The sequence below is a fragment of the Pseudomonas sp. 1L-B-1-E-C1 genome, assembly GCF_057291835.1.
Genome location: NZ_JBXAWN010000004.1, coordinates 331,474 through 358,277, shown reverse-complemented (window position 1 = coordinate 358,277; position 26,804 = coordinate 331,474). Strand labels below are relative to the sequence as shown.

18 protein-coding genes are annotated in these 26,804 nt (G+C 60.6%); 9 read left to right on the top strand and 9 right to left on the bottom strand.

The window, feature by feature from the left end; genetic code table 11:
- Positions 1 to 9: 9 nt before the first annotated feature.
- Positions 10 to 609: a CoA pyrophosphatase gene (locus tag AC0Z4S_RS09860; RefSeq protein WP_016771547.1), complete on the bottom strand. Its 600-nt coding sequence runs from the start codon at positions 607 to 609 to the stop codon at positions 10 to 12.
- Between the two features lie 147 nt (positions 610 to 756).
- Between AC0Z4S_RS09860 and AC0Z4S_RS09855 the strand changes: the two genes are divergently transcribed.
- The 7 genes from AC0Z4S_RS09855 to nagE all read left to right on the top strand — a co-directional run bounded on the left by AC0Z4S_RS09855 (position 757) and on the right by nagE (position 9,490).
- The gene (locus AC0Z4S_RS09855; RefSeq protein ID WP_471877391.1) at positions 757 to 1,308 is read left to right on the top strand and encodes an NUDIX hydrolase; all 552 of its coding nucleotides are present in this window, start codon (positions 757 to 759) and stop codon (positions 1,306 to 1,308) included.
- A gap of 76 nt (positions 1,309 to 1,384) precedes the next feature.
- Entirely contained in the window at positions 1,385 to 1,900 is a 516-nt protein-coding gene (locus tag AC0Z4S_RS09850) for a L,D-transpeptidase family protein (protein WP_485622830.1), read from the top strand.
- Positions 1,901 to 2,182: 282 nt separating this feature from the next.
- Positions 2,183 to 2,914 carry a GntR family transcriptional regulator gene (locus AC0Z4S_RS09845; protein WP_065615855.1) on the top strand — a complete coding sequence of 244 codons (732 nt, stop codon included), beginning with the start codon at positions 2,183 to 2,185 and terminating at the stop codon, positions 2,912 to 2,914.
- 40 nt (positions 2,915 to 2,954) lie between these two features.
- Complete coding sequence (nagA, locus tag AC0Z4S_RS09840) at positions 2,955 to 4,061, top strand: N-acetylglucosamine-6-phosphate deacetylase (RefSeq protein ID WP_485622829.1); 1,107 nt, start codon at positions 2,955 to 2,957, stop codon at positions 4,059 to 4,061.
- Positions 4,042 to 5,064 (top strand): SIS domain-containing protein, encoded by a 1,023-nt coding sequence (locus AC0Z4S_RS09835; protein WP_485622828.1) that lies wholly within the window; start codon positions 4,042 to 4,044, stop codon positions 5,062 to 5,064. The genes nagA and AC0Z4S_RS09835 overlap by 20 nt, the downstream gene beginning before the upstream one ends.
- 143 nt (positions 5,065 to 5,207) lie before the next feature.
- Complete coding sequence (ptsP, locus tag AC0Z4S_RS09830) at positions 5,208 to 7,721, top strand: phosphoenolpyruvate--protein phosphotransferase (RefSeq protein WP_485622827.1); 2,514 nt, start codon at positions 5,208 to 5,210, stop codon at positions 7,719 to 7,721.
- Positions 7,722 to 7,744: 23 nt separating this feature from the next.
- Positions 7,745 to 9,490 (top strand): N-acetylglucosamine-specific PTS transporter subunit IIBC, encoded by a 1,746-nt coding sequence (nagE, locus tag AC0Z4S_RS09825; protein WP_485622826.1) that lies wholly within the window; start codon positions 7,745 to 7,747, stop codon positions 9,488 to 9,490.
- 51 nt (positions 9,491 to 9,541) lie between these two features.
- On the opposite strand, the gene AC0Z4S_RS09820 is transcribed toward nagE, so the two are convergent.
- The gene (locus AC0Z4S_RS09820) at positions 9,542 to 9,832 is read right to left on the bottom strand and encodes a hypothetical protein (RefSeq protein WP_485622825.1); all 291 of its coding nucleotides are present in this window, start codon (positions 9,830 to 9,832) and stop codon (positions 9,542 to 9,544) included.
- Between the two features lie 504 nt (positions 9,833 to 10,336).
- Between AC0Z4S_RS09820 and AC0Z4S_RS09815 the strand changes: the two genes are divergently transcribed.
- On the top strand, positions 10,337 to 16,066 hold the full coding sequence (locus tag AC0Z4S_RS09815) for a membrane-targeted effector domain-containing toxin (RefSeq protein WP_485622824.1): 5,730 nt from the start codon (positions 10,337 to 10,339) through the stop codon (positions 16,064 to 16,066).
- A 95-nt stretch (positions 16,067 to 16,161) separates the two neighbouring features.
- Here the strand turns inward: AC0Z4S_RS09815 and AC0Z4S_RS09810 are convergent, their stop codons facing one another.
- From AC0Z4S_RS09810 to purL, 3 genes are all read right to left on the bottom strand, one after another.
- Positions 16,162 to 16,521 (bottom strand): DUF6124 family protein, encoded by a 360-nt coding sequence (locus AC0Z4S_RS09810; RefSeq protein ID WP_485622823.1) that lies wholly within the window; start codon positions 16,519 to 16,521, stop codon positions 16,162 to 16,164.
- A 1,037-nt stretch (positions 16,522 to 17,558) separates the two neighbouring features.
- Positions 17,559 to 17,870, bottom strand: coding sequence for a YqfO family protein (locus AC0Z4S_RS09805; RefSeq protein ID WP_095050948.1), 312 nt, complete (start codon positions 17,868 to 17,870; stop codon positions 17,559 to 17,561).
- 5 nt (positions 17,871 to 17,875) lie between these two features.
- Complete coding sequence (gene purL / locus AC0Z4S_RS09800; RefSeq protein ID WP_485622822.1) at positions 17,876 to 21,772, bottom strand: phosphoribosylformylglycinamidine synthase; 3,897 nt, start codon at positions 21,770 to 21,772, stop codon at positions 17,876 to 17,878.
- Between the two features lie 285 nt (positions 21,773 to 22,057).
- Between purL and mltF the strand changes: the two genes are divergently transcribed.
- Positions 22,058 to 23,518 carry a membrane-bound lytic murein transglycosylase MltF gene (gene mltF / locus AC0Z4S_RS09795; RefSeq protein WP_080902468.1) on the top strand — a complete coding sequence of 487 codons (1,461 nt, stop codon included), beginning with the start codon at positions 22,058 to 22,060 and terminating at the stop codon, positions 23,516 to 23,518.
- Positions 23,519 to 23,603: 85 nt separating this feature from the next.
- Here mltF and pdxJ read toward each other — a convergent pair whose 3' ends face one another.
- From pdxJ to rnc, 4 genes are all read right to left on the bottom strand, one after another.
- Positions 23,604 to 24,350: a pyridoxine 5'-phosphate synthase gene (gene pdxJ / locus AC0Z4S_RS09790; RefSeq protein WP_485622821.1), complete on the bottom strand. Its 747-nt coding sequence runs from the start codon at positions 24,348 to 24,350 to the stop codon at positions 23,604 to 23,606.
- A 39-nt stretch (positions 24,351 to 24,389) separates the two neighbouring features.
- Complete coding sequence (gene recO / locus AC0Z4S_RS09785) at positions 24,390 to 25,079, bottom strand: DNA repair protein RecO (RefSeq protein ID WP_485622820.1); 690 nt, start codon at positions 25,077 to 25,079, stop codon at positions 24,390 to 24,392.
- Positions 25,080 to 25,197: 118 nt separating this feature from the next.
- Positions 25,198 to 26,100 carry a GTPase Era gene (gene era, locus AC0Z4S_RS09780; protein WP_016771562.1) on the bottom strand — a complete coding sequence of 301 codons (903 nt, stop codon included), beginning with the start codon at positions 26,098 to 26,100 and terminating at the stop codon, positions 25,198 to 25,200.
- Positions 26,093 to 26,782 (bottom strand): ribonuclease III, encoded by a 690-nt coding sequence (rnc, locus tag AC0Z4S_RS09775; RefSeq protein ID WP_024011703.1) that lies wholly within the window; start codon positions 26,780 to 26,782, stop codon positions 26,093 to 26,095. The genes era and rnc overlap by 8 nt, the downstream gene beginning before the upstream one ends.
- Positions 26,783 to 26,804: the final 22 nt, after the last annotated feature.

The following is a 26,804-nucleotide window of genomic DNA, read 5'->3' as shown; positions in this document are numbered from 1 at the left end:
AACGACGGCTCAGGTATCGATAAAACTTTTCGGCGGTCGGTGCAGGCTGATTTTGGCGTCATAGAGCAGGTTGATCAACTCGACGATCATGATCGCCGTCAGGCCCCAGATCTTGTACTCGCCGAAGCGATAGCTCGGCACGTACCAGCTGCGGCCTTGATAGTCGATGCGATGGGTATGCTCGCGCGGGTCTTTGCGGAAAAATTCCAGCGGTACGCTGAAGACGGCAGCGATCTCGGCATCATTGGGCTGGTATTCGACAAAGTCGGGAATCACGCCGACATACGGCGTTACCTTGATGCCGTGCAGGGAAATCAACGGACTGAGCGGGCCGATGACTTCGACCAGCCCCGGCGGCAGGCCGATCTCTTCTTCGGCTTCGCGCAGCGCGGTGAAGATCAGGTCCGGGTCTTCCGGGTCGCGGCGCCCACCGGGGAAGGCGACTTCGCCACCGTGGGTCGAAAGCCCGCTGGCGCGCAGGGTCAGGACCAGTTCCGGTTCGTCACTGCGGGTGATCGGCACCAGCACGGCGGCTTCGGGGAAACGTGCGTCGGTCTCCAGCGTGCGCGGTGTGTGGTTGCTTACCCTATGCAGTAGCTCGTCCAGCATGAGTGTTCTCGATCGGTGCCTTGCTCCGCATCATGCACCAATCAAAGCGAGCGCCCAAGCCCCCGAAACCGGTCGTGTCGCGAAACGACAACTTGCCGACCGGCCCCGCTGCACGCCAAGATAGGCGCAGCATTCAGGAACCCGAGCATGAAATTTTGCAGCCACTGCGGTAACCCGGTCACCCAGCGCATTCCCGAAGGCGACTCGCGGCTGCGATTTGTCTGTGACAGCTGTCAGACCATTCACTACCAGAACCCCAATATCGTTGCCGGTTGCGTGCCGACCTGGGGCACGCAAGTGTTGCTCTGCCGCCGCGCCATCGAGCCGCGCCTCGGTTACTGGACACTGCCCGCCGGTTTCATGGAAAACGGCGAGACCATCGAGCAGGCGGCCATCCGCGAAACCGCCGAGGAAGCCTGCGCCCGGGTGCGCAACCTGAGCATCTACACGCTGATCGACGTACCGCACATCAGCCAGGTGCACGTGTTTTTTCGCGCCGAACTGGCCGATCTCGAGTTTGCCGCCGGCCCTGAAAGTCTTGAGGTGCAGTTGTTCGACGAAGCCGACATCCCCTGGGACGAGCTGGCTTTCCGCACGGTCGGGCGCACCTTAGAATGCTTCTTCGCTGATCGGCGCAGCGAGACTTACCCGGTGCGTTCGGAATCGATCCCGCCACTGGTGCAGCCGGCGATCACTTGAGCTTCCCGGTAGCCGGCCGATAACCACACCTGCATCTATCAATATGTGTCTGCGTCATTCTTGGGGAATCGTTTCAATGCGCTGGTTGCTTGCCCTGTTCTGCCTGTCGTTCGTCAGCGTTTCGCAAGCGTCATTCGTGACCACCGTGACGCCGTCGAATACCCCCCTCATCGAAAAGGTCCTGGTCCTCAAATCAGCCCACCAACTGCAGTTGATTGCCGACGGCAAGCCGTTGAAGACCTATCGCGTGTCCTTGGGCAAGGGGGCGAAGAAAGGGCCGAAACTGATCGAGGGCGACAAACGCACACCCGAAGGTTTCTATTGGATCGACTGGCGCAAGACCAGCGAGAAATTCAACCTGTCGATGCACATTTCCTACCCGAACATCAGCGACGCCGCCCGCGCACGCCGTGAAGGTGTCGAGCCCGGCGGGATGATCATGATCCACGGCACCCCGGACTCGGAGGACAACCCGGAGCAGTTGTTCCACACCCTCGACTGGACCGATGGCTGCATCGCCATGCGCAACGTCGACATGCGTGAAGTGTGGAATCTGGTACCGGACGGCACGATGATCGAGATTCGCCCGTAATCTCGACCGCTGGTCACCGCAAAAAAAATAAATCAAAAGATCGCAGCCTTCGGCAGCTCCTACAGGGTTGATACCACTTCCCACTGTAGGAGCTGCCGAAGGCTGCGATCTTTTGCTTTTCGACGTCCACCGCTAATACCACTTAAGACCACTACCCCCTGAAGCCCCGATATTCGCGGGTTACAAGCCATTTACCTGCGTTGACATGGTATTCAAGTGGTATTAGTTTCCGTCCCACAAGCGAGCCACAACAATCCTATACTCGCGGCGGAAACGACCTACATGAACGACCTCCAATCCCTACGTCCTGACGACGCCCAGCCGACGCCGCTGTACTTGCAGCTGGCGCGCAATCTGGAAGCGGCGATTCATGCCGGGCAGTGGAAGGCCGAACAGGCGATGCCGTCCGAGCGCAACCTCAGCGACCAGCTCGGCATTTCCCGGGTCACCGCGCGCAAGGCGCTGGAAGTCTTGCTTGATCAAGGCCTGATCCGCCGCCTGCAAGGCTCGGGCACGTTCATCACCCCACGCCTGGAACAACCGCTGTCGCGGCTTTCCGGCTTCAGCGAAATGCTGCGTTTGAAAGGCTTCGTACCCAGCTCGAAATGGCTGGAGCGGGAAATCACTCTTCCGACCCACGAAGAACTGATCCGCCTCGGCCTGTCGCCCAACGACAAAGTCGCGCGGATGAAACGCTTGCGCAAAGCCGATGACACGGTCATGGCGATTGAAATGAGTACCCTGCCCGCGTCGATCATGCCCAAACCGCAAGCGGTGGGTGACTCGCTCTACGAATACCTCGACGGCATCGGTAAACCCATCGTCCGCGCCCTGCAGCACATCCAGGCGATCAACGCCTCTGACGAGTTCGCCGCACTGGTCGGCATCGCCCCCGGCACCGCCATGCTGCTGATGACCCGGGTCGGCTATCTGGAAGACAACACGCCGATCGAAGTCACCGACACCTATTGCCGCAACGACTACTACGACTTTGTTGCAGAGCTTCGTAGATAAAGAGCCGCGCCGTTAAGCGCGGCCCCAAGCGAGAACGAAAATGTCCGAAGACAACATCCTCACCGCCAGCGGCTGGGTTCGCGGCCGGCTGATTCACGAACACGGCAAGGTCGTGTCGATCGAAGGCGTACCCTGCGATCCGGCCGATAACGATCTGCCTTATCTGCTGCCGGGGTTCATCGATCTGCACGTTCACGGCGGCGGTGGCAAAGACATCATGGAAGGCGCCGATGCCTTCGAAACCATCAGCAAAACCCACGTGCGTTTTGGCACGACCTCGTTGCTGGCCACCACCATGACCGCACCGAGTGCGGAGATCTCCAGCGTCCTCAAAGAGGTAGGAGAATTCTGCGAACAGCGTCCGAAAGGCTCCGCGCGAGTGCTTGGCGTGCACCTTGAAGGCCCGTACATCAACCCGGGAAAACTCGGCGCTCAACCGAACTTCGCCCACACCGCGTTGATGGCCGAAGTCGAAGAGTATCTGGCGCTGGCGCCGATCCGCGTGATTACGATCGCCCCGGAAATCGCCGGTCACGATGCGTTGATCCGTGAACTGAGCAGCCGTGGCATTCGCATGCAGATCGGCCACACCCTCGGCAGTTACGAGGAAGGCGTCGCTGCGTTGGCTGCCGGTGCGACCAGTTTCACCCACCTCTACAACGCCATGAGCCCGCTGCATCACCGCGAGCCTGGCATCGTCGGCGCGGCACTTGCCCATGCGCAGTACGCCGAGCTGATCCCCGATCTGTTGCACGTGCACCCCGGCGCCATTCGCGTGGCCCTGCGTTCGATCCCGTGCCTGTATTGCGTGACCGACTCGACCGCCGCCGCCGGTATGCCCGACGGTGAATACAAGCTCGGCAGCCACACCGTGACCAAATGCCTGGGCGGCGTGCGTCTGCCCGACGGCACGCTGGCCGGCAGCACCCTGACCATGGATCAGGCCCTGCGCAATCTGGTGAAGATCGGTTTGCCGATCAGCGAAGCCTCGCAGCGTCTGTCGCAATTTCCCGCCGATTACCTCGGCCTCACTGAACGCGGGCGCCTTGCCCCAGGTGCCTGGGCCGACTGCGTGCGGCTCGATCGCTCACTCACACTGACCGCCGTCATGGTCGAAGGAGAAGACATTGACTTCAAAAATGCTTGAAGAGGCGCTGTCCTCGTTCGAGGCCGTGCAAGCCCAACTGCAACAGCTCGACGCGCCGATGATCGAGATCGCCGGGCGCCTGCGCCGGCAGCCACCGCAAGTGGCGATGACCGTTGCCCGTGGCAGCTCCGACCACGCCGCGAGCTACTTCGCCTACCTGACCATGCAGCAACTGGGGGTGCCGGTAGCCTCACTGCCGATGTCCGTGGTGACCATGCAGCAGGCGCCGTTGAAAGTCAGCGGTCAGGTGGCGTTCGCGTTTTCGCAGTCGGGACAGAGCCCGGATCTGGTCAACAGCCTGCGGCTGTTGCGCAAGCGCGGCGCGCTAAGTGTGTCGATGGTCAACGCCGCCGACTCGCCACTGGAAGCGGCCTGTGAATTCAGTCTGCCGCTGCTTGCCGGTACTGAAAGCAGCGTCGCCGCGACCAAGAGTTTTATCGCCACCCTTAGCGCCAGCGCGCGCTTGATCGCGCACTGGAAAGAAGACAGCGAATTGCTCGAGGCCGGCAACGCCCTGCCTGAAGGTTTGCGCAAAGCCGCAAAACAGGACTGGAGCGTTGCCATCGAAGCGCTGCGCGATTGCGAGCGTTTGATGGTGATCGGCCGTGGCGCCGGTTTCGCCATCGCCCAGGAAGCGGCGCTGAAATTCAAGGAAACCTCGGCGATTCAGGCCGAAGCGTTCAGCAGCGCCGAAGTCCGTCACGGGCCGATGGCACTGATCGACGAACACTATCCGCTGCTGGTTTTCGCCCCACGCGGTGCCGAACAGGCGGGTCTGCTGAGCCTGGCGGCAGAAATGCGTCAACGCGGCGCCCGGGTATTGCTCGCCGCCCCGGATGACGTCAGCGAACGCGACCTGACCCTGACCCGCGCCGAGCACCCGGTCCTCGACCCGATTCTGGCGATCCAGAGTTTCTACGTGATGGCCGCAGGCCTGGCCGTGGCGCGCGGCATGGACCCGGATCAGCCGCGTCATTTGAGCAAAGTGACCCGCACGCACTGACCACCGAAGTCCGACCTGTAGGAGCTGCCGAAGGCTGCGATCTTTTGATTTTGACGTAGCCAAAAACAAGATCAAAAGATCGCAGCCTGCGGCAGCTCCTACGAGGGGACATCGAACCGAGATTCAACTGATGAGACCCAGCCATGCCCGACAACAATAAAGAGCTGACCCTCAGCGCCCCGCTCAGCGGCCCCGTGCTGACGCTCGCCAACGTCCCGGACGCAGTGTTCGCCAGCGGCGCGATGGGCGACGGCATCGCCATCGACCCGCTCAACGACACGCTGTATTCGCCCTGCGCCGGCGTGATCATCCACGTCGCGCGCAGCAGCCATGCGGTGACCGTGCGCGCCGATAACGGCGCGGAAATTCTTCTGCACCTGGGCCTAGACACCGTCGAACTGAACGGTGAAGGTTTCGCCATGCTGGTCAAGGAAAGCGATCGCGTCAGCCTCGGTCAACCGCTGTTGCGCTATGACCTGGACAAAGTCGGCCAGCAGTGCAAAAGCCTGGTCAGCCTGCTGATCCTGACCAACAGCGCGGACTTTCAGGTGCGGCCGATCACCCTCAAAGCGGTGAAAGTCGGCGAGCCGTTGCTGCACATCATCGCGCGCAACGTTGTCGCGGCGAATACCGAAACGCTCGGCGGGCCCGAAGCTCATGGCCAGGTGCGCGTCGCTCATCGCGGCGGTTTGCATGCGCGCCCCGCTGCGCTGATCCGCCAGACCGCGCAGGGTTTCAATAGCCGATCGCAGCTGCATTTCGCTGGCAAATCGGCGCCGTGCAACAGCTTGATCGGTTTGATGGGGCTGGCGATCGGCGAGCAGGATGAGGTGCAGGTCAGTTGTCAGGGCCCGGACGCCGATGCCGCACTGCAAGCCTTGCTCAGCGCATTGGCCACGGCGCTGCCGGACGACCATCACGCGCAAGCGCCGGTCAGCACTGCGGCGCTGGAACCCCCGGCCGAGGCTGGGGTGTTGCATGGTGTTTGCGCGGCGCCGGGGCTGGTCGCCGGGCCGTTGTTTCGCTTGAACGCAATCACGTTGCCGGCGGATGCGGGCAATCACGATCCGCTGCAACAGCAGCAGATTCTTGAAGCGGCATTGAACGCGGTGCGCAGCGAAATCGCTGCCACCCTCGCCCAAGCGAAAAAACACAAGAACGCCGATGAAGAAGCCATCTTCGCTGCGCACATGGCGCTGCTCGAAGACCCGGCCCTGCTCGACGCCGCGCAGCAATTCATCGAACAAGGCACCGCAGCGACGCACGCCTGGAGTCAGTCGATCGACGCGCAGTGCGACATGCTGCAAGACACCGGCAGTCCGCTGCTGGCCGAACGCGCCAACGATTTGCGCGACCTCAAGCAACGCGTCCTGCGCGCCTTGCTTGGCGAGGCCTGGCAATACCAGGTGCCGGCCGGCGCAATCGTCGCCGCTCACGAACTGACGCCGTCGGATCTGCTGCAACTCAGCGCGCAAGGTGTCGCCGGGTTGTGCATGGCCGAAGGCGGCGCCACCTCGCACGTCGCGATTCTGGCGCGCGGTAAAGGCCTGCCGTGCATCGTCGCTTTGGGCGCTCAATTGCTCGATCAACCGCAAGATCAGCCCGTGGTACTCGACGCTGATGGCGGTCGTCTCGAACTGACGCCAAATACTCAGCGCCTGGCTGACGTGCAGCAAGCGCAAATCGAGCGCCAGCAGCGCCGCGAAAGCCAACAAGCCAAAGCGCATTTGCCCGCCGAAACCCGTAATGGCGTGCACATCGAAGTGGTCGCCAACGTCGCCTCCAGCAGCGAAGCGGCAGACGCTTTTTCCAACGGTGCCGATGGCGTCGGCCTGTTGCGCACTGAGTTTCTCTTCGTCGATCGCCAGACTGCACCGGACGTCGAAGAACAACGCAGCGCCTATCAAGCGGTCATCGATGCCATGGGCGACAAGTCGGTGATCATCCGCACCATTGACGTCGGCGGCGACAAGCAACTCGACTACCTGCCGCTGCCTGCCGAAGCCAACCCGGTGCTCGGCCTGCGCGGCATTCGTCTGGCGCAGGCGCGCCCGGACATTCTCGATCAGCAACTGCGCGCGCTGTTGCAGGTCAAGCCGCTGCAGCGTTGCCGGATCCTGTTGCCGATGGTCACCGAGGTCGACGAGTTGCTGCACATCCGTCAGCGCGTTGACGGCTTGTGCCTTGAATTGGGCATTGCCGAGCGCCCGCAGATCGGCGTGATGATCGAAGTGCCCGCCGCCGCGCTGCAGGCCGAACAACTGGCCGAGCACGCCGACTTCCTCTCGATCGGCACCAACGATCTGTCGCAATACACCCTGGCCATGGACCGCGACCACGCCGGGCTGGCGGCGCGGGTCGATGCCCTGCACCCGGCGCTGCTGCGCCTGATCGCCATGACCTGCGAAGGCGCGGCGGTGCATAAGCGCTGGGTCGGCGTCTGCGGCGCCCTCGCCTCCGACCCGTTGGCGACGCCGGTGCTGATCGGCCTGGGCGTCACCGAACTGTCGGTGAGCCCGGTGCAGATCGGTGAAATCAAGGACCGCGTGCGCCAGCTGCACGAAGCCGAATGTCAGCGCCTCGCCCGTGACCTGCTCAAGTTGAGCAGCGCCGCAGCGGTGCGTGAGGCCTGTCATCAACATTGGCCACTGCGCTAACAAAAACAACAAGGACAAACGCCATGTACCAACTCTTCATCGAAGGCCTGCAACGCCTCGGCCGCGCGCTGATGCTGCCAATCGCGATCCTGCCGATCGCCGGCCTGCTGCTGCGCCTGGGTGACACCGACCTGCTGAACATCGCGATCATTCACGATGCCGGGCAAGTGATCTTCGCCAACCTGGCGATGATCTTCGCCATCGGCATCGCCGTCGGTTTCGCCAAAGACAACAACGGCACCGCCGGCCTGGCCGGGGTGATCGGTTATCTGGTGATGATCTCCACGCTCAAGGTGCTCGATTCGACCATCAACATGGGCATGCTCGCCGGGATCGTCAGCGGCCTGTTGGCCGGCGCGCTGTACAACCGCTTCAAGGACATCAAGCTGCCGGAGTATCTGGCGTTCTTCGGTGGCCGGCGTTTCGTGCCGATTGTCACCGGGTTTGCGGCGGTCGGGCTGGGCGTGCTGTTCGGTTATATCTGGCCGCCGATCCAGCAGGGCATCAATGCGTTCGGCGCGCTGATGATGGAAAGCGGCAGCCTCGGCGCGTTCGTGTTTGGTGTGTTCAACCGACTGCTGATCGTCACCGGTCTGCATCACATCCTCAACAACATGGCGTGGTTCGTCTTCGGCAACTTCACCGACCCGACCACTGGGGCGCTGGTGACTGGCGATCTGTCGCGCTATTTCGCCGGCGACCCGAAGGGCGGCCAGTTCATGACCGGCATGTTCCCGATGATGATCTTCGGCCTGCCGGCGGCATGCCTGGCGATGTATCGCAATGCCCTGCCGGAACGGCGCAAGGTCATGGGCGGGATTTTTCTGTCGATGGCTTTGACTTCGTTTTTGACCGGGGTGACCGAGCCGATTGAGTTCGCCTTCATGTTTCTCGCGCCGCTGCTGTTCCTTCTGCATGCGCTGCTGACCGGGCTGTCGATGGCGATTACCAACGGCCTGAACATTCATCTGGGCTTCACCTTTTCCGGTGGCTTCATCGACATGATCCTCGGCTGGGGCAAGTCCACCAATGGCTGGTTGGTTGTGCCTGTCGGTCTGGCTTACGCGGTCATTTATTACCTGGTTTTCGACTTCTGTATCCGCCGCTTCAACCTGAAGACGCCGGGGCGTGAAGACGTGGCCACGGCCGAAAAAGCTGTGCTTTCGGAAACCGAACGCGCCAGTGCATATATCAAAGCCTTGGGCGGCGCAGAGAATCTGCTGACCGTCGGCGCGTGCACGACCCGACTGCGCCTGGAAATGGTCGATCGCAACAAGGCCTCGGACGCCGAGCTGAAAGCGCTGGGCGCAATGGCCGTGGTGCGCCCGGGCAAGGGCGGCAGCTTGCAGGTTGTTGTGGGTCCGATGGCGGACAGCATTGCTGATGAGATTCGCCTCGCCATGCCGGCATTGGGCCGAGCGGTCATCGCTGAGACTGTTGCGCTTGTCGATGAGCCGAAAGCCGTTTCGGTCTCGGGTCCAGAAGCTCAGCAATGGCTGAATGCACTGGGTGGCGGCGACAACGTGCTGCAACTGGATTGCATTGCCATGAGCCGGATTCGCTTGTTGCTGGCGGATAGCAAGGCTCTGTCCGACGCGCAGTTGAAAGAGCTGGGTTGTCAGGGTGTCAGCCAGTTGGAGGGTGGGGTTTGGCACTTGTTAGTGGGTGACAAAGCTGCGAGTTTGAGTGGAGCACTTCAAGCTCTGCTCAATCGTAGTGAAACAAGTGCGAAGGTTTTACCCGCAATAAAAGTCCAACAGCCTTACTGACCCATGAAAAGCCGCCGGGCTATGAAGCTCAGCGGCTTTTTCAATCGGCAGTTACTTTGCTGCAACAACGGTAAACGTACGAATAGATGACATACCAGCGCTTCCTTTGGCCATAACCGAATGAGCACCCAGCATCAGACTCGTCAGGCGAAAATCCCAGCGTCCTGCAGCACTGACAACTACTTGCCCCCTCAAAACAGCAGCGTCGAAGATTTCAACTTTTTCTCCAGCAGCTGCAACCCCGCTCAATTGCACAGAAGTTGCCGAGGTGGCGCCACCGTTGGGAATCTCTCCCTTATCGTCTCTCACAGAGGTGATTACTGGCACAATTTCAGCAGACATAGTCAAGTTCCTTCTTAGCCGTTTTGGATGTAAGGCTTATGTGACAGGAGTTGGAGGTATCGCGCCACTGTCAGAAATTACAGGTTAAGGGGTGTTTCCGATGAATGGTCAATGCCACATCTGCCACTGGGGTGGGAGCGCAGCGACCGTCCGACGCAGTCGAACACAGCGAGAGGAGGTGCAGCGAAGCAAACCGGAGCCGCTGCGCCAGGATCGATCCCGCAGCGAAGGACCCCGAGCCTGCGAGGGCCGAACGCAGGAGCAAGCGTTTTTTGCTTACTTTTTTAGGGGCGCGGTAAAAAGCGAAATCAAAGGATCGCAGCCTTCGGCAGCTGCTACAGCTTATGCGAACAACCCGGAATCAGGTCATTTAGCAAACGCCATCGCTGACAAACCGGCTGGGTGGAGGGATCCACTCGGGCAGACGCTATAACTATGTACCACCATCGTCGCGGACACGGTCCCCATGCTGAGGTCTTTTCCACCAGCATGAAGACGATGCCAATGAACGCACACACCGCCCCCTCGGGCGAAGAAATCAGGGGCGATCTCAATCAGATCGCTCACCATCTGTTCAAGATCGAAAAGCCGCTACTCGCCGAGAGCCTCCCTACTACCGAACAGGCCTATCTGAAACGTGTGAACGGTTTGCTGAAAACCTACCGCGAGCACTATCTGCAAGCCAGCCGCGCGCTTTACCAGTCCCTGCACGGCGCCGATCTGAACAGCATGGTGGGCCAGAAGCTGCTCGCCACCCTCAAGACCCAACTGCTGGCGCAGTTGCAAAACATCGACCAGCGCGAGCGGATTGATGGCAAACCGGCCAAATCTTTCCTCATCTACGATGCCGGCTTCACCGCCATCGAAAACGAGGCGCGTCAGGCCGTCAAGGATCGCCTGCTGTCCGCCGAGGCCGGCGCCTTGCTGGAGAAACTGGCACTGGCGCCGATGCTGCGCCCCGCAACCTACGCACTGCAGTTCAGTTATCAGGCAACCACCGTGGAACTGGCGGGGGCCTTCGTGATCACGGAAAAAAACAGCACGTCAGTCAGTGATTTGCTGACCGAGCAAAACACCGGTTTCGCGGTGCTGTTCACCCCGGTCAGGGGCATCGAGTTCTTCAATTCTCTGGCGGAGCTGGACGGGCATTTGCTCCAGTGTCTGAAGCACGACGCCGATCGCGACGGCTTCCTGCAGATGCTGCCCGTGAGCTATCACGGTGTCGGGGCTGCCGGCATCTGGCCGCTGGAGCTGTCACCGATTGATAGCACACCGCTGTTTGAACACCTCTACGAGGCATTGATCGAAAAGCGCACGCAGGATATCGAACGGGCATTGAGCCTCATCGATAACCCGCAACACGACGCGGGCCTGTTGCGCACAGCACTTGATCTGGCCATCGCCGGCGCCTTGCCGGATCTCACACCGCGTCTGGCGCTCCAGGCGCAAGCGCTGTTCGAACGCCAGCTGTACCTGAGCGCACCGGATTGGTATCGCAGTGCGAGTAGCGCTCGCAAGGCCGAACTGGCGGGGCACTTGAATCAATATGAACAGGCCCGCCAGACCCTGTTGCAATTGATCGGAGCCGCCGCCAGCCCGCTGACGCTGGCTCGTCACCAATGGCTCGAGCGCCTCAGCGATGAGCTTGAAATCGATGACCTCGAACCCGAGCACCTGACGCTCAAGACCAAACGCCACGTGAGTGGTTTCGGTGTATTCGAGCACCGCCGCAACCTCATCGAACTGGCCTTGCTCGGGCCGCACACCGGTGACGAATTGGCCGGTTCCAGTTCCCTCCGAGCCACGACCCTGAGTTACAAGGACGCGCCGCTACCCGAAGCCTACGTGGATGTCACGCCGGCCTGGATCGTCCAGCAAGCGCTGACCCTGCGACCGCGAATCGACTTCAACCAGGTGCAGCAACGCCTGCATGGCCTGCCCTCCTTCAGTCTGGCCGTCGCCGACATGCTTGATCAGCGGATCGTTGCCTCGGCCTACACCGCCAGGCTGCAGAGCGACCTGGTGGACAGTGACCTGCAACTGATCCAGCAACTGCGTGCCGGTAACGATGCTCGACTGCGAGCCGCGACACTGACCTTGCACGGTGCACAACTTCTGGATCTCTGGGTGTTGCGCCAGTCCGACGATAAAGGCGCCCTCAAGCGGATATTGCTGTGTACGCCGGATGCGCCCGACAACAAGCGGTTCCGTGCTTTCGACAGCGAGCGTGCCTGTCAGGCGCACATTCTCGGCTGGGCCAAACACAGCGAGGATACCGAAGGCATGGTCGCCTATCTGGTCAGCCGCGCGCCGCTGCGCTTTCGCCAAAGCATGCAGAAACTGTTGTCCGGCCTGAGTTTCAAACCCGAGGCTGAGGAATACAGCAAACTCACATTCGCCAACACCGGGCCGCATAGTGACTGCCTGCGGGCAATGACTGTGCATGTACTGGCTACGCGCACCGATGACTACGACTTCAGCACCCCGCTGTGGTACCGCTCGACCAGCACAGCCAACCGCAGGAAGCTGTCGACACTGGCCGAAGAAGCCGAAGGCACCCTGCAAGCGTTCAACGCGCATACATTGTCGGGCAGCGGGTTTCCACCGTTCGACACCTATGTACATGAACAGGCGAAAAAAGCCCTGAATGCGCTGCTCAAACGTCCGGCCAACGATGTCGATCCGGATACCGTATGGGCGTATTCACAGACCTCGGTGGTGCCTTCATGGACCGCCGCACCGATGACTTATACCCGCCTGTATCGCGATGGCTACCCGGACAGCTTCGGCCTGATCGATCCCAAATTCTCTCGTTCGGCACGCTTCAAAGGCCCGGACGGGGTTGATTTGAGTGCGCTGACCGCGCAAAACGTCGCCCGCTCTGTCACCGGCGTATGGATCGGCGAACGTTACACCAACAAGGTTCGCGCTGAGCTGCAAAGCTCCGCCAGCCGCGGATATGGCTTCAGACGCAACACGACGCTGGCGGTGATCCAGCGGCAAATGCGCGGCGCCGCCCTCGAAAGCCAGTTGAAAGGGCACATTACCCAAGCCGATCAACAATGGCTGGAAAAGAGCATCGCCAGCATGGGCGACAGCTCCGCCAGCAAGCGCAACGAATTCATGCTGCACCGGCTGATGATCGACGGTGAATGGGTGATCGACACCTGGCTGTTCAGCCACGGCAACGATCCGGTGCTGCTTTACACTCCCGAGTCGCCGGACGGCATCGGTTTCCGCGAAGCCAGGCTGTTCAACTACCTGCTGAAACAGCAGCCCGGCATGATCGAATACCTCACCAGCCGGGTCTCGGTGCAATCGCGAACCCGCATTCGCACGTTTCTCGAGACGGCGAAAAAACGTTTACCACAGGAACTCAACAAGTCCACGCCCAGCGAGGCGCATTACGATTCAACGCGTTCCGTGGCGCCTGTCAGTGACTTGCGCTACGCCCTTTACGACATGAAGTTGCAACGCAAGATCGACGACGTCCACGCGACCACCGTCAATCGCAACGAGATGATCATGGGGTTGCTCTGGACGTGCGTCGAGATCGTTACCGCCATCGCAACCATGCCCTACCCTCTTTTAAGCCTGAGCAGCGGTCTGCTGCTGGCCTTCAAGGACGCCATGCTCGCGCTCGCCGCTTACCAGCGAGGCGACAACGGTGCCGCGCTGCAGTATCTGGTGGGTTACCTGTTCAACAGCGCCGGCGCGTTGTTGACCGATCTGCGCCCGGTTGTGCGCTCACTCAGGTTCCATGTGAAAAGTGCGCGTCTGAGCACCGCCGGAAGCCGTGCAGAGCAAGCGCTGAAGTTGATCGCGCCGCTGGAATCCGATACCTCTCTGACACAAGGTCTGCGCCCGGTGTTTTTTGACGGGCGGGCCCTGTGGGCCCCGGACAAGCCCGATGCCTTGGGTCGCTACTTGTTGCATCGCCCTGACCCGAATACCGGCCGTTTGCTGTCGACCGGTATTGTGGTCGTGCCCAATGCCGATGGCGTGCTGGTGCGCAGCGGTGTGGCCGGCGGAGCCCCGAAGTACGACGCCGTATCGGAAACACCCGGCCCCCATAAAGATTACGGTGTTCCGACCAAATACCATGCGCGCATCGAAGCGGCCATGAACCCGGAGACAAGGCTACAACTCGTAAAACGAGCCGAGGACTACATGGCCCACCCCAATACGATCCTCGCTGGCGCGGTCGATGAACTTGGCACTACCCGCAGGGTATACCTGAGCCAGGCGGCCAAACTGACCACGGACGCCAGGCTGCATTTCGCAGACCTGGCTGCCCTCCCCGCCCGGACCGAGGTCGCTTCTGTCGGCGCGGACACCTCCTTCACGCAGTTGATCGCCAGCGAAGCCTTCACCGGCAAGAATCTGGTCATCGGCGCCCGCCCTGGATCCATCGCGAGCAAACAGGTGCTGATCACCTACATCGACGCGCTGATCGCCAACGGCTTCAAGCGTCTTTATCTGGAATATCTGCCGGGGGATGTCTTCGCCCTCAAGCTGGAGAAGTTCAACCAGGGCAAGTCATGGCGGCACATCAAAAAGCATCTGCAAGCTGTGGATAAAGCCCTCGGTCATGAGGCCGACGCGGCATTCTCCTATCTGGCACTGGTGCGCAAGGCTCATGAAAAAAACCTGAAGATCGGTGCACTGGACGCCTCCACCTGCTATGAGCTGGACGATGTCCTGCTGATGTCGGACGTCTCGCCGCTCACCCCACGTAGCAATGAGGTCAGAAACTTCTATTCGCACCAGGTCATTGCCGACGATGTTGCCGATGCACCGGACGAACGCTGGGTAGCACTGGTGGACGACTCGCGCATGACCACCTTCAACGGCACGCCAGGTCTGGCGGATCTGCACGACGCCGTTGCCGTGCGCATTGAAGACATCGGCCTGAACCAGCCCACACGGGTCGGTCTGGATTCGCCAGGTTCAATCGCCGGGGACACAACGGCGAGGGGCGACTATCTCGTGCAAACGCCGACCCCGTACAAAGCTCCCCCACCGGTCACAAAGCCAGAGGCACCTGCCGCCGTTGTCGATCATTTCAGCGACTACGACATTGCACCCTCACTGCGTGACGATATTGCGCAGATGTTAAATAAACCCTACTCCCTGGATTCAAACTACCGCCCGGTCGCGTCGAATGAGCAAACGGCCTACGACGCCTTCATTTCCATACGCGAGCGTCTGGAAAAAACTGCCAGAGACACGTTCGCCGATTACATCCCTCCCGAAGCGCCGGTCCTGCCGTCGCTCGCGTCCGATACTACGTTCGAAGCTTTTTTAAAACAGCTGTCCGATCAACGCTTGAACCTGCTGATTGGCGAAGCACATGCAGGTGTATCGAGCAAAGCGCTCCTGAAAAAGCACATGAAAGCGCTCAAGCAAGCCGGTTACGACACACTGTATGTGGAGCACCTCTTGACCGATGTGCACCAGGCTGATCTGGATATCTTTCGTCAGACCCAACGCATGCCGGAGAGGCTCAAGAATTATCTGCACCGTCAGGATGCAGGGCACATGCCTACCTATAAAGGCAGCGATACGTACACCGAGCTCTATCAGACGGCAGCCAAGTACAACATTCGAATCAGGGCGCTCGATTGCACAGCCTCTTACCACTTGAAGGGTATTCATGACCCGGATATTTCCCGAAACGAGATGTTCAGTTATTTCGCAACCCGAGTGATCGAGGCTGACCAGCTTGCCAACGGGCCGCATAAATGGGTTGCCCTCATCGGCAACTCCCATACCAATTACAACCTCGGTGTGCCGGGTCTGGCGGACACCCTGTCTGCTGTCAGTCTCCACGTGCGTGACACCGCTCCTGAACTGGCCAGAGGTGTCCACCGCGGCACAGCGGAAATCCTCGCCGACTCGACTGAAAAGGGCGGAACCAGCCAGCGCGCGGTGCAAAGTGATTTTCTTGTCAAAGTCGCTGTTGCCGGCAAGAAAAAACCTTCCCCGGCGCCGTCGGTCAGTCGCAGCAAACTGACACACCCCGGTATGTTCCTGGTTGAATCTGAAGGCACGAGCGGAACCCGTCTGGTGCATAAATCCAAAACCGGTGAAATTGTTGTCACGCCGATCCAGGTCAATGACAAAGGCTTGTTGTTCGTTGACCGTTGGGAGAAGAAAGATCAGGGATTCAAATACCTGCGGACGCTGATCGAGATGCTTGAAACAGATGTGAAGTTGACGCAGGTGAAATAACGCAGGTTCGCTTGAACGTTGTGCAAAACCACTGAGTCTGACAGCCCAGTGGTTTTTTTATGACCAAGAGCAAGCGAACTGCGAGCGACCGGATTTCAGACTTGCGAATCGACCCGATCCAGCGCCCGATTCACCGCCAGCTCCGCGAGCATGATGATCTGCTGGATCGCCAACGCCGTATTGCGCTGCGGCCGCCCCAGTTGATCGGCAAAATCACTGGCCAGGGTGTTGGCCGAAGCGAGTGACTCACAGGCATGGGCCAGCAGGGTTTCGGTGTCGATTTCCGGCTGGATCACAAACATCGTGCTGGGTGGGTGCGGTTTGGCTGGCTGCGGGCACAGGTAAAAATCCAGAGCACGCTTGATCGCTTCGCGGTTTTTGGCGAGGTCGTCGGCGCGGATGGTTTGTTCGAGGGGGGTGGGTTCGAGGGGTGGGTCGGGGACAGGTTTTGACATTGATACGTTCCTAATCAATAGCCAATCACTTGCCGTTTCTCACGCGGCGGAGTGGTGGCAGCAGTGTGCGGGGTGAGAAACCGGTAGGAACAAGCCCGGCCGGACCGAAGCCCGCCCGCACACAGCCGCCATAACAATGCAGACAGCAGAAATGCCGGCGGCGATTATGGTGGTACTGACTGTGGATTAACAGTTCCTAAGGGTTCTCACACCCGATCGCCGAAGTTTCGGCGACACCAAGAGACTAGAGCTCGCACGTCCGACGGACAACCTGAAAACATTGTGGGAAGGTTCTGCGAACTAAGACACTGCTTTAAACACACTCCAGATCGCCACCCTCACCCTAGCCCTCTCCCGGAGGGAGAAGGAACTGACCGAGTTGTACAGGCGAGGTACGCCGACCTGAGATACCGAGTCGATGCAAATATGCAGAAAATCAAAAGCCCCTCACCGTAACCCTCTTCCGGAGGGAGAGGGGACTGACCGGGTTGTTTGGGCGACATAGGCCGACGTGCGATACCGCGTCGAACACAGCTTTGAAAAGCCCAAAAAACGGCTCCCTCTCCCTCGGGAGAGGGCTGGGGTGAGGGGCAAATCCAATACAAAACTCAAGCCAAGCGCACGCTCTTCACCACTCAACACAATGAGCGTTAGCTCGAGTAAGGCTTTTGATCTTGATCCACGGGCGACGTCGGAAGGCTGAGTGGAGGGATTGATCCGGGCGTGGGAGCGCAGCGACCGTTCGACGAAGTCGAACACAGCGGAAGGAGGTGCAGCGAAGCAAACCGGAGCCGCTGCGCCAGGATCGATCCCGCAGCGAAGGAACCCGAGCTTGCGAGGGCCGAACGCAGGAGCAAGCGTTTTTTTGCTTACTTTTTTAGGCGTTTGTAAAAAAAGTGAGTCGCCGTCAGGCGAAACCGCCAGCAGCCGCTACCGAAGCAACGGATATTCACTTAAATCAACATAAAACCAAGACCAACAAAAAACCCGCAGACAATCACTCATCTGCGGGTCTCCCGTTCAAGCAGCAAAGAAGATCAGAAATCCTCCAACCGCCACACCTCATAAGCCGGCGTCTCATACGGATGACTGAGCTTCAACGCTGCCACAACAGCAACAATCAATTCATCCGCCACCACAAGCTCAACCTTCCATTCCTCAACCCGCTCAACCTGCCCCGCCTCACCGATAAACGGCTGACTGCCATCCAAAGGCCGAAACTGACCAGAGCCAAGCACCTGCCAGGCACAGTGGTCATAGTCACCGATCCGCCCACCACCGGCAGCGAATACGGCCCCTTTGACCACCTCGACATGGCTGTCAGGAACAAAAAACGCCAGCTTGTACACGACGCTTAGTTAACCCAGACGCGAGCATTACGGAACATGCGCATCCACGGCGCGTCTTCGTTCCAGTCTTCCGAACGCCACGAGTTCTGCACCGCGCGGAATACACGCTCCGGGTGCGGCATCATGATCGTCACGCGACCGTCACGGCTGGTCAGACCGGTGATCCCGCGCGGCGAGCCGTTCGGGTTGGCCGGGTAGGCTTCGGTGACCTTGCCGTGGTTGTCGACAAAACGCATCGCCACGCAACCGGACAGATCGGCTTCCAGCAGCGCTTCTTCGCTGGCGAACTCGGCATGTCCTTCACCGTGGGCGATGGCGATCGGCATGCGCGAACCAGCCATGCCCTGCAGGAAGATCGAGTTCGATTCCTGGATCTGCACCATCGCCACGCGCGCTTCGAACTGCTCGGAACGGTTGCGCACGAAGTGCGGCCAGAACTCGCTGCCCGGGATCAGCTCGTGCAGGTTGGACATCATCTGGCAACCGTTGCACACGCCCAGCGTGAAGCTGTCGTTACGTTCGAAGAAGCCCTGGAACGCGTCGCGGGCGCGGCTGTTGAACAGCGCCGACTTCGCCCAGCCTTCACCGGCGCCGAGCACGTCGCCGTAGGAGAAACCACCGCAGGCCACCAGGCCCTTGAACTCGTTGAGGTCGACACGACCGGCGAGGATGTCGCTCATGTGCACGTCGATCGCGCTGAAACCGGCGCGGTCGAATGCGGCGGCCATTTCCACCTGACCGTTGACGCCCTGCTCACGCAGCACGGCAACCTGTGGGCGGATGCCTTTCTTGATGTAAGGCGCGGCGATGTCCTGATTGACGTCGTAGCTGAGCTTGACGCTCAGGCCCGGATTGTCTTCTTCCAGCAGCGCGTCGAATTCCTGCTCGGCGCAGTCGGCGTTGTCACGCAGACGCTGGATCTGGTAGCTGGTCTCGGCCCACTGACGTTGCAGCAGACGACGCTGGCCTTCGAACACGGTGTCACCGTTGAAGGTGATGTTGATCTGGCCATTGTTGATCGGCTGACCGATCACCGACACGCAGTCGCCCAGCCCGGCGGCGCTGAACTGCGCAAGGATGTCCGGGGTGGCGTCCTGACGCACCTGGATCACTGCGCCGAGTTCTTCGTTGAACAGGATCGCGGCGATTTCCGAGGCGGATTCGGCAACGCTGTCCAGGTTCAGGCTCAGACCGCAGTGGCCGGCGAAAGCCATTTCCACCACGGAAGTCAGCAGACCACCGTCGGAACGGTCGTGGTAGGCCAGCAGGTGACCGTCGGCGTTGAGGCCCTGGATCACTGCGAAGAAGGCTTTCAGGTCTTCAGCGTCATCGACGTCCGGCGCATGCTTGCCGAGTTTGCCGTGTGTCTGAGCAAGGATCGAAGCACCCATACGGTTCTGACCGCGACCGAGGTCGATCAGGATCAGGTCGGTGGTGCCCTTGTCCATGCGCAGTTCCGGGGTCAGGGTCTGACGGATGTCAGCCACTGGCGCGAAACCGGTGACGATCAGCGACATTGGCGAGGTAACGGTCTTGTCTTCGCCGTTGTCGTTCCAGCGCGTGGCCATGGACATCGAGTCCTTGCCCACCGGAATGGTGATGCCCAGCTCAGGGCACAGCTCCATGCCGACCGCTTTCACGGTGTCATACAGACGCGCGTCTTCGCCCGGGTGGCCGGCCGCCGACATCCAGTTCGCCGACAGTTTGATGTCGGAGAGCTTGTTGATGCGCGACGCGGCAATGTTGGTGATGGTTTCGCCGATGGCCATGCGGCCCGACGCCGGCGCGTCCAGCAGAGCCAGCGGAGTACGCTCGCCCATCGCCATCGCTTCACCGGTGTAGACGTCGAAACTGGTGGCGGTGACGGCAACGTCGGCCACCGGCACTTGCCATGGGCCGACCATCTGGTCACGGGCAACGAGGCCGGTGATGGTGCGGTCGCCGATGGTGATCAGGAAGCTCTTGCTCGCCACAGCCGGGTGATGCAGAACGCGCTCGATGCTTTCGGTGATGTCGAGGTTCGACGGATCGAAGTCATCGCCCAGCTCGGCTTCGCGAACCACCGAACGGTGCATGCGCGGCGCCTTGCCGAGCAACACTTCCAGCGGCATGTCCACCGGGTTGTTGCCGAAGTGGCTATCCGTGACAGTAAGCTGCGGTTCGGCAGTGGCTTCACCGACGACGGCAAAAGGGCAGCGCTCGCGTTCGCAGATCGCCTGGAAGCGCTCGAAGTCTTCAGGACCGACCGCCAGCACGTAACGTTCCTGGGATTCGTTCGACCAGATTTCGTGCGGGGCCATGCCCGGCTCGTCATTAGGGATGTTGCGCAGTTCGAAACGGCCTCCGCGGTCGCCATCGTTGACCAGTTCCGGGAAGGCGTTGGACAGACCGCCCGCGCCGACGTCGTGGATGAAGCTGATGGGGTTCTTGTCACCCAGCTGCCAGCAACGGTCGATGACTTCCTGGCAACGACGCTCCATTTCAGGGTTTTCACGCTGTACGGAAGCAAAATCCAGATCCGCCGAACTGGTGCCGGTGGCCATCGAGGAAGCGGCGCCGCCGCCCAGACCGATCAACATCGCCGGGCCGCCGAGCACGATCAGCTTGGAGCCGACGACGATCTCGCCTTTCTTGACGTGCTCTTCACGGATGTTGCCCATGCCGCCAGCGAGCATGATCGGCTTGTGGTAACCGCGCACTTCGTCACCGTGCGGGGTGCTGATCGACTGTTCGAAGGTACGGAAGTAGCCAGTCAGGGCCGGACGACCGAATTCGTTGTTGAACGCGGCGCCGCCGAGCGGGCCTTCGATCATGATGTCCAGCGCGGTGACGATGCGCTCAGGCTTGCCGTACGGCACTTCCCACGGCTGTTCGAAGCCCGGAATCTGCAGGTTCGATACGGTGAAACCGGTGAGGCCAGCCTTTGGCTTGGCGCCGCGACCGGTTGCACCTTCGTCACGGATCTCGCCGCCGGAACCGGTGGATGCGCCCGGGAACGGGGCGATCGCGGTCGGGTGGTTATGGGTTTCAACCTTCATCAGGATGTGCACCGGCTCCTGCACCGCGCCGTACTGGCGGGTTTCAGGGTTCGGGAAGAAGCGGCCGGCAACGTTGCCGACGATCACCGAAGCGTTGTCCTTGTAAGCGGACAGCACGCCTTCGCTGTGCATCTGATAGGTGTTCTTGATCATGCCGAACAGGCTTTTTTCCTGGCTCTGGCCGTCGATGTCCCAACTGGCGTTGAAGATCTTGTGGCGGCAGTGCTCGGAGTTGGCCTGGGCGAACATCATCAGTTCGATGTCGTGCGGGTTGCGCTTGAGACCGTTGAAGGCGTTGACCAGATAGTCGATCTCGTCTTCGGCCAGGGCCAGGCCCAGCTCGGTGTTGGCCTTCTCCAGCGCGGCGCGGCCGCCACCAAGAATGTCGATGGCGGTCAGCGGCTTCGGCTCGGCGTGGCTGAACAGACCGGCAGCCTGCTCGAGGTTGGCCAGCACGATCTGGGTCATGCGGTCATGCAGGGCGTCCGAAATCAGCCGGGCTTCGGCTTCGCTGAACTGGCCGGCGACGTAGAAGGCGATACCGCGTTCCAGGCGCTGGATCTTGCTCAGGCCGCAGTTGCGGGCGATGTCGCTGGCCTTGCTCGACCACGGCGAGATGGTGCCGAAACGCGGCAACACCAGAAACAGACGACCGGCCGGCTCTTGAACTGGAACACTTGGGCCGTACTTCAGAAGGCGCGCTAGCACCTGCTGTTCGTCGCCGGTCAGGACGCCGGTGACCTCGGCGAAGTGAGCGAATTCAGCATACAGGCCACTGACAGCTGGAACCTTCTGGCTCAGTTGCTCAAGGAGTTTGCTGTGGCGAAAGGCAGAAAGGGCAGGAGCGCCGCGCAGGATCAACATCTTCGGGACAGCCTCGGGAAGGGGTGTGCTTTGAGGCCGTGCATTCTAGCCTAAACCGACCTCAACATCACCCGAAACGCTACGCACGGTTGCACTCGGGTAGCAATCTGTGTTTCTGCCTTCGGGGTCAGGTAAATCGAGGGTTTCAGCGCGGCTTATTTTTACTGTAACAAAATGCCCTGAGGCCCCGTATTCAAGGGATTTCGCTCGGATTTGTGATCGCTAGCAGACTCGTCCTACGCTGTCGAGATATGGCGCCCGTGGCCGTTTGCGTATACTGCGCAGATGTTTTTCCCAACGGCTTTGCGTCCGCGATACGCCAAATGGCTGATCGCAACCGGACTCTTCCTGATGCTCGGTGGTTGTGTTGATAAACCCAACACACTCGAGCGCGTAAAGGAGGACGGTGTGCTGCGCGTGGTTACCCGCAACAGCCCCGCCACCTACTTTCAGGATCGCAGCGGTGAAACCGGCTTCGAATACGAGCTGGTGAAGCGCTTCGCCGACGATTTGGGCGTTGAGCTGAAGATCGAAACCGCCGACAACCTCGACGACCTGTTCAATCAGGTCGGCAAGCCGAACGGCCCGGTGCTCGCGGCGGCCGGGCTGGTCAGCAGCGACGAGCGCAAGAAGCAGGTGCGGTTCTCCCACTCCTATCTTGAAGTCACTCCGCAGATCATCTACCGCAATGGCCAGTCGCGGCCAACCGATCCGGCGGATCTGGTCGGCAAGAAGATCACCGTGCTCAAGGGCAGCACCCACGCCGAGCAACTGGCCGAGCTGAAACAGAAATATCCCGGGATCGAATACGAAGAATCCGACGCGGTTGAAGTCGTCGATCTGCTGCGCATGGTCGATGAAGGCCAGATTGACCTGACGCTGGTCGACTCCAACGAAGTGGCGATGAATCAGGTGTACTTCACCAACATCCGCGTGGCCTTCGATCTGGGTGACGCGCGCAGCCAGAGCTGGGCGGTTGGCCCGGGCGAGGACAACAGCCTGCTCAACGAAATCAACGCTTACCTGGACAAGGTGCAGAAGAACGGCACCCTGCAACGCCTGAAAGACCGCTATTACGGCCACGTCGATGTGCTCGGTTACATGGGCGCCACCACCTTCGCCCAGCACCTGCAGCAGCGCCTGCCGAAATACGAACAGCACTTCAAGAATTACGCGAAGAAAGAGAAAGTCGACTGGCGCCTGCTCGCCGCCATCGGTTATCAGGAATCCCTATGGCAGCCGACGGTGACGTCAAAAACCGGCGTCCGCGGCCTGATGATGCTGACCCAGAACACCGCGCAGGCGATGGGCGTGTCCAACCGCCTCGATCCCAAGCAGAGCATCATGGGCGGTGCCAAGTATCTGGCTTATATGAAAGATCAGCTCGACGATTCGATCCAGGAACCGGATCGCACCTGGTTCGCCCTGGCGGCGTACAACGTCGGCAGCGGCCATCTGGATGACGCGCGCAAACTGGCGGCGAAGGAAGGCCTGAATCCGGACAAGTGGCTGGACGTGAAAAAGATCCTGCCGCGCCTGTCGCAGAAGCAGTGGTACAGCAAGACCCGCTACGGCTACGCCCGCGGCGGTGAGCCGGTGCATTTCGTGGCGAACATCCGGCGCTACTACGACATCCTGACCTGGGTGACCCAGCCGCAGCTGGAGGGCGATCAGGTAGCCGAGGGCAACCTGCATGTCCCGGCGATCGACAAATCGAAACCGGCGCAAGAGCCCGCCCCGCTCTAAAAGCAAAAGATCGCAGCCTTCGGCAGCTCCTACAGGTGTACACATGTCCCTGTAGGAGCTGCCGAAGGCTGCGATCTTTTGATCTTCAACCCTTCAAAGCGGCCGCGAGAATCAGCGCTTTCATTTCGGACACCGCGGACTTGAACCCTACAAACAGCGCATGTGCCACCAGCGCGTGGCCGATGTTCAGTTCGTTGATGCCCTTGATCGCCGCCACTGCCTCGACGTTGTGGTAATGCAGGCCATGCCCGGCATTGACGATCAGGCCCTGGGTCAGACCGAATGCCACGCCATCAGCGACACGCTTGAGCTCTTCAGCCACTTCGGTGGGGGTTTCGGCATCGGCGTAGCGCCCGGTGTGCAGCTCAATGGCCGGCGCTCCGACGCGCTTGGACGCAGCGATCTGGCGCTCGTCGGCGTCGATGAACAGCGACACTTCGCTGCCGATTTTCGACAACCGCTCGACCGCAGCTCTGATGCGCTCCTCCTGCCCCGCTACATCCAGACCGCCTTCAGTGGTCAGCTCCTGGCGGGTTTCCGGGACCAGGCAGATGTGCGCCGGGCGAATGCGCTCAGCGAATGCCATCATTTCTTCGGTGACGCCCATTTCGAAATTCATGCGCGTTTGCAGCACATCCTTGAGCAGCAGCACATCGCGCTCCTGAATGTGCCGGCGATCTTCACGCAGGTGCACGGTGATGCCGTCGGCGCCCGCCTCTTCTGCATCCAGCGCTGCCTTGACCGGATCCGGGTAACGCGTGCCACGGGCCTGACGCAGGGTGGCGACGTGGTCGATGTTCACGCCGAGAAGAATGCGATTGCTGCTGGTCACGGATGCGCTCCTGAATTGAGAGATTCGGCGCACAGCATATCAGGGCTTGCGAAACAGCTCGCGACTGACAAGCGGACGCCCGCCCAAATGCACCGCCAGCGCCTGGCGCATCAGACGCTTGGCGGCAGAAAGTGCACCGGGCGCCGACCAGTCGGCTTCGGCCATGGCCAGCAGTTCAGTGCCGTTGAACACGCCCGGCTGCAGCAGATAAACCCGCTCGAGTCCGGCGTCAACTTGCAACCGGTAGAGACCGTCCGCAGCGACGGGCTCACCGTGAATATCGGTATTCATGGAAAAACCGTAGCCGAGATCATCAAGCAATCGCCATTCGAAAGAGCGCAGCAACGGTTCCAGTGGTCGCCCCTCGGCCAGCGCCAGCAGGGTCGCGGCATAGTGGTCGAACACTCCTGGGTGCGGATCTTCCGCGGGCAGCAGTCTAATCAGCAATTCATTGAGATAGAGACCGCTGAACAGCGCCTCGCCATTGAGCCACGCCGAGGTGCCGGAGCTCTCCATGCGCCCGACATTCTTCAGCTCGCCCTTGCCACGGAACTCGACCTCCAGCGCCACGAACGGCCGCGCCAGCGTCCCGGCCTTGCCCCGCGCACTGCGCAACACCGCCCGCAGCCGCCCTTGCGGCGTGAGGAAATCGACCAGCGCACTGGTTTCGCGGTAGGCACGCGAATGCAGGACGTAGGCGGGTTGGGCGGGTGGTGGGGTTTGCGACATGAATGTAGTTTCCCGGTCGGGATTGCAAAAAAGATCGCAGCCTTCGGCAGCTCCTACAATGTCTTGTGTACACCTGTAGGAGCTGCCGAAGGCTGCGATCTTTTGATCTTCGAGTCGATTACAGGTCGCCGTAACCCAGCGAACGCAGCGCGCGCTCGTCATCGGACCAGCCGCCCTTCACCTTGACCCACAGGTTGAGCATGATCTTGGAGTCGAACAACAACTCCATGTCCTTACGCGCTTCGGTGCCGATGCGCTTGATGCGCTCGCCCTTGTCGCCAATGATGATTTTCTTCTGGCCGTCACGCTCTACGAGAATCAGCGCGTGAATGTGCAGGGTCTTGCCCTGTTGCTTGAACTCTTCGATCTCGACGGTGATCTGGTACGGCAGCTCGGCACCCATCTGGCGCATGATTTTCTCGCGCACCAGTTCGGCGGCAAGGAAACGGCTGCTGCGGTCGGTGATCTGGTCTTCCGGGAAGAAGTGATCATTCTCCGGCAGGTGATCGGCGATGACCTTTTCCAGCGCCTCGAGGTTGTGCCCGTGCTGCGCGGAAATCGGGATGATCTGCGCGTTCGGCAGTTGTTCCTGCAACCAGCTCAAATGCGGCATCAGCTCGGCTTTGTCTTCGATCCGATCGGTCTTGTTCAGCGCGACGATCAGCGGACCGGTCACATACTGCACACGCTCGAGCACCATCTGGTCTTCGTCGGTCCACTTGGTGCGGTCGACGACGAAGATCACCACGTCGACGTCTTTCAACGCCGCCGAAGCGGTTTTGTTCATATAGCGGTTCAGGGCCTTTTCGCCGCCCTTGTGCATGCCCGGGGTGTCGACGTAAATCGCTTGCACGTCACCCTCGGTCTTGATGCCGAGCATGTTGTGCCGCGTGGTCTGCGGCTTGCGCGAAGTGATCGCAAGCTTCTGCCCGAGGATGTGATTGAGCAGCGTCGACTTCCCGACGTTGGGACGGCCGACGATGGCAACGTAGCCACAGCGAGTTGCGTTTGTATCAGTCATTGCCATTCTCCACGCCCAGGGCAATCAGTGCTGCGGCGGCCGCTACCTGTTCGGCAATACGACGGCTCACACCCTGACCTCGGCTTTTTTCATTCAGTAAGACCACTTCGCATTCGACGAAGAAGGTTCGGCAGTGCGGTTCGCCCTGGATATCCACCACTTCGTAGCGTGGCAGTTCGCAACCGCGCGATTGCAGGTGTTCCTGCAAGCGGGTTTTCGGATCCTTGTTGGTGTCGACCAGCGTCAGGCCTTCGAACTCGCCGGCCAGCCAGGCCAACACGCGCTCGCGGGCAACGTCCATGCCGGCATCGAGGTAGATTGCACCGATCAGGGCTTCGAGGGCGTCGGCGAGAATCGATTCACGGCGAAAACCGCCGCTCTTCAGTTCACCCGAACCCAGGCGCAAATAATCACCGAGGTCGAAACCGCGAGCCAGTACGGCCAGCGTCTCACCTTTCACCAGGCGTGCGCGCAAACGCGACAACTGGCCTTCGCGGGCCAGCGGAAAGCGATCGAACAGCGCCTCGCCAGCGACGAAATTGAGGATGGCATCACCGAGGAATTCCAGACGCTCGTTGTTGCGCCCGGCAAAACTGCGGTGCGTGAGGGCCAGCAGCATCAGCTCCTGGTCCTTGAAGGTGTAACCGAGCTGGCGCTCGAGACGGCTTAGAGAAACGCTCACGGTTTACCCACGCTGAGTTCGT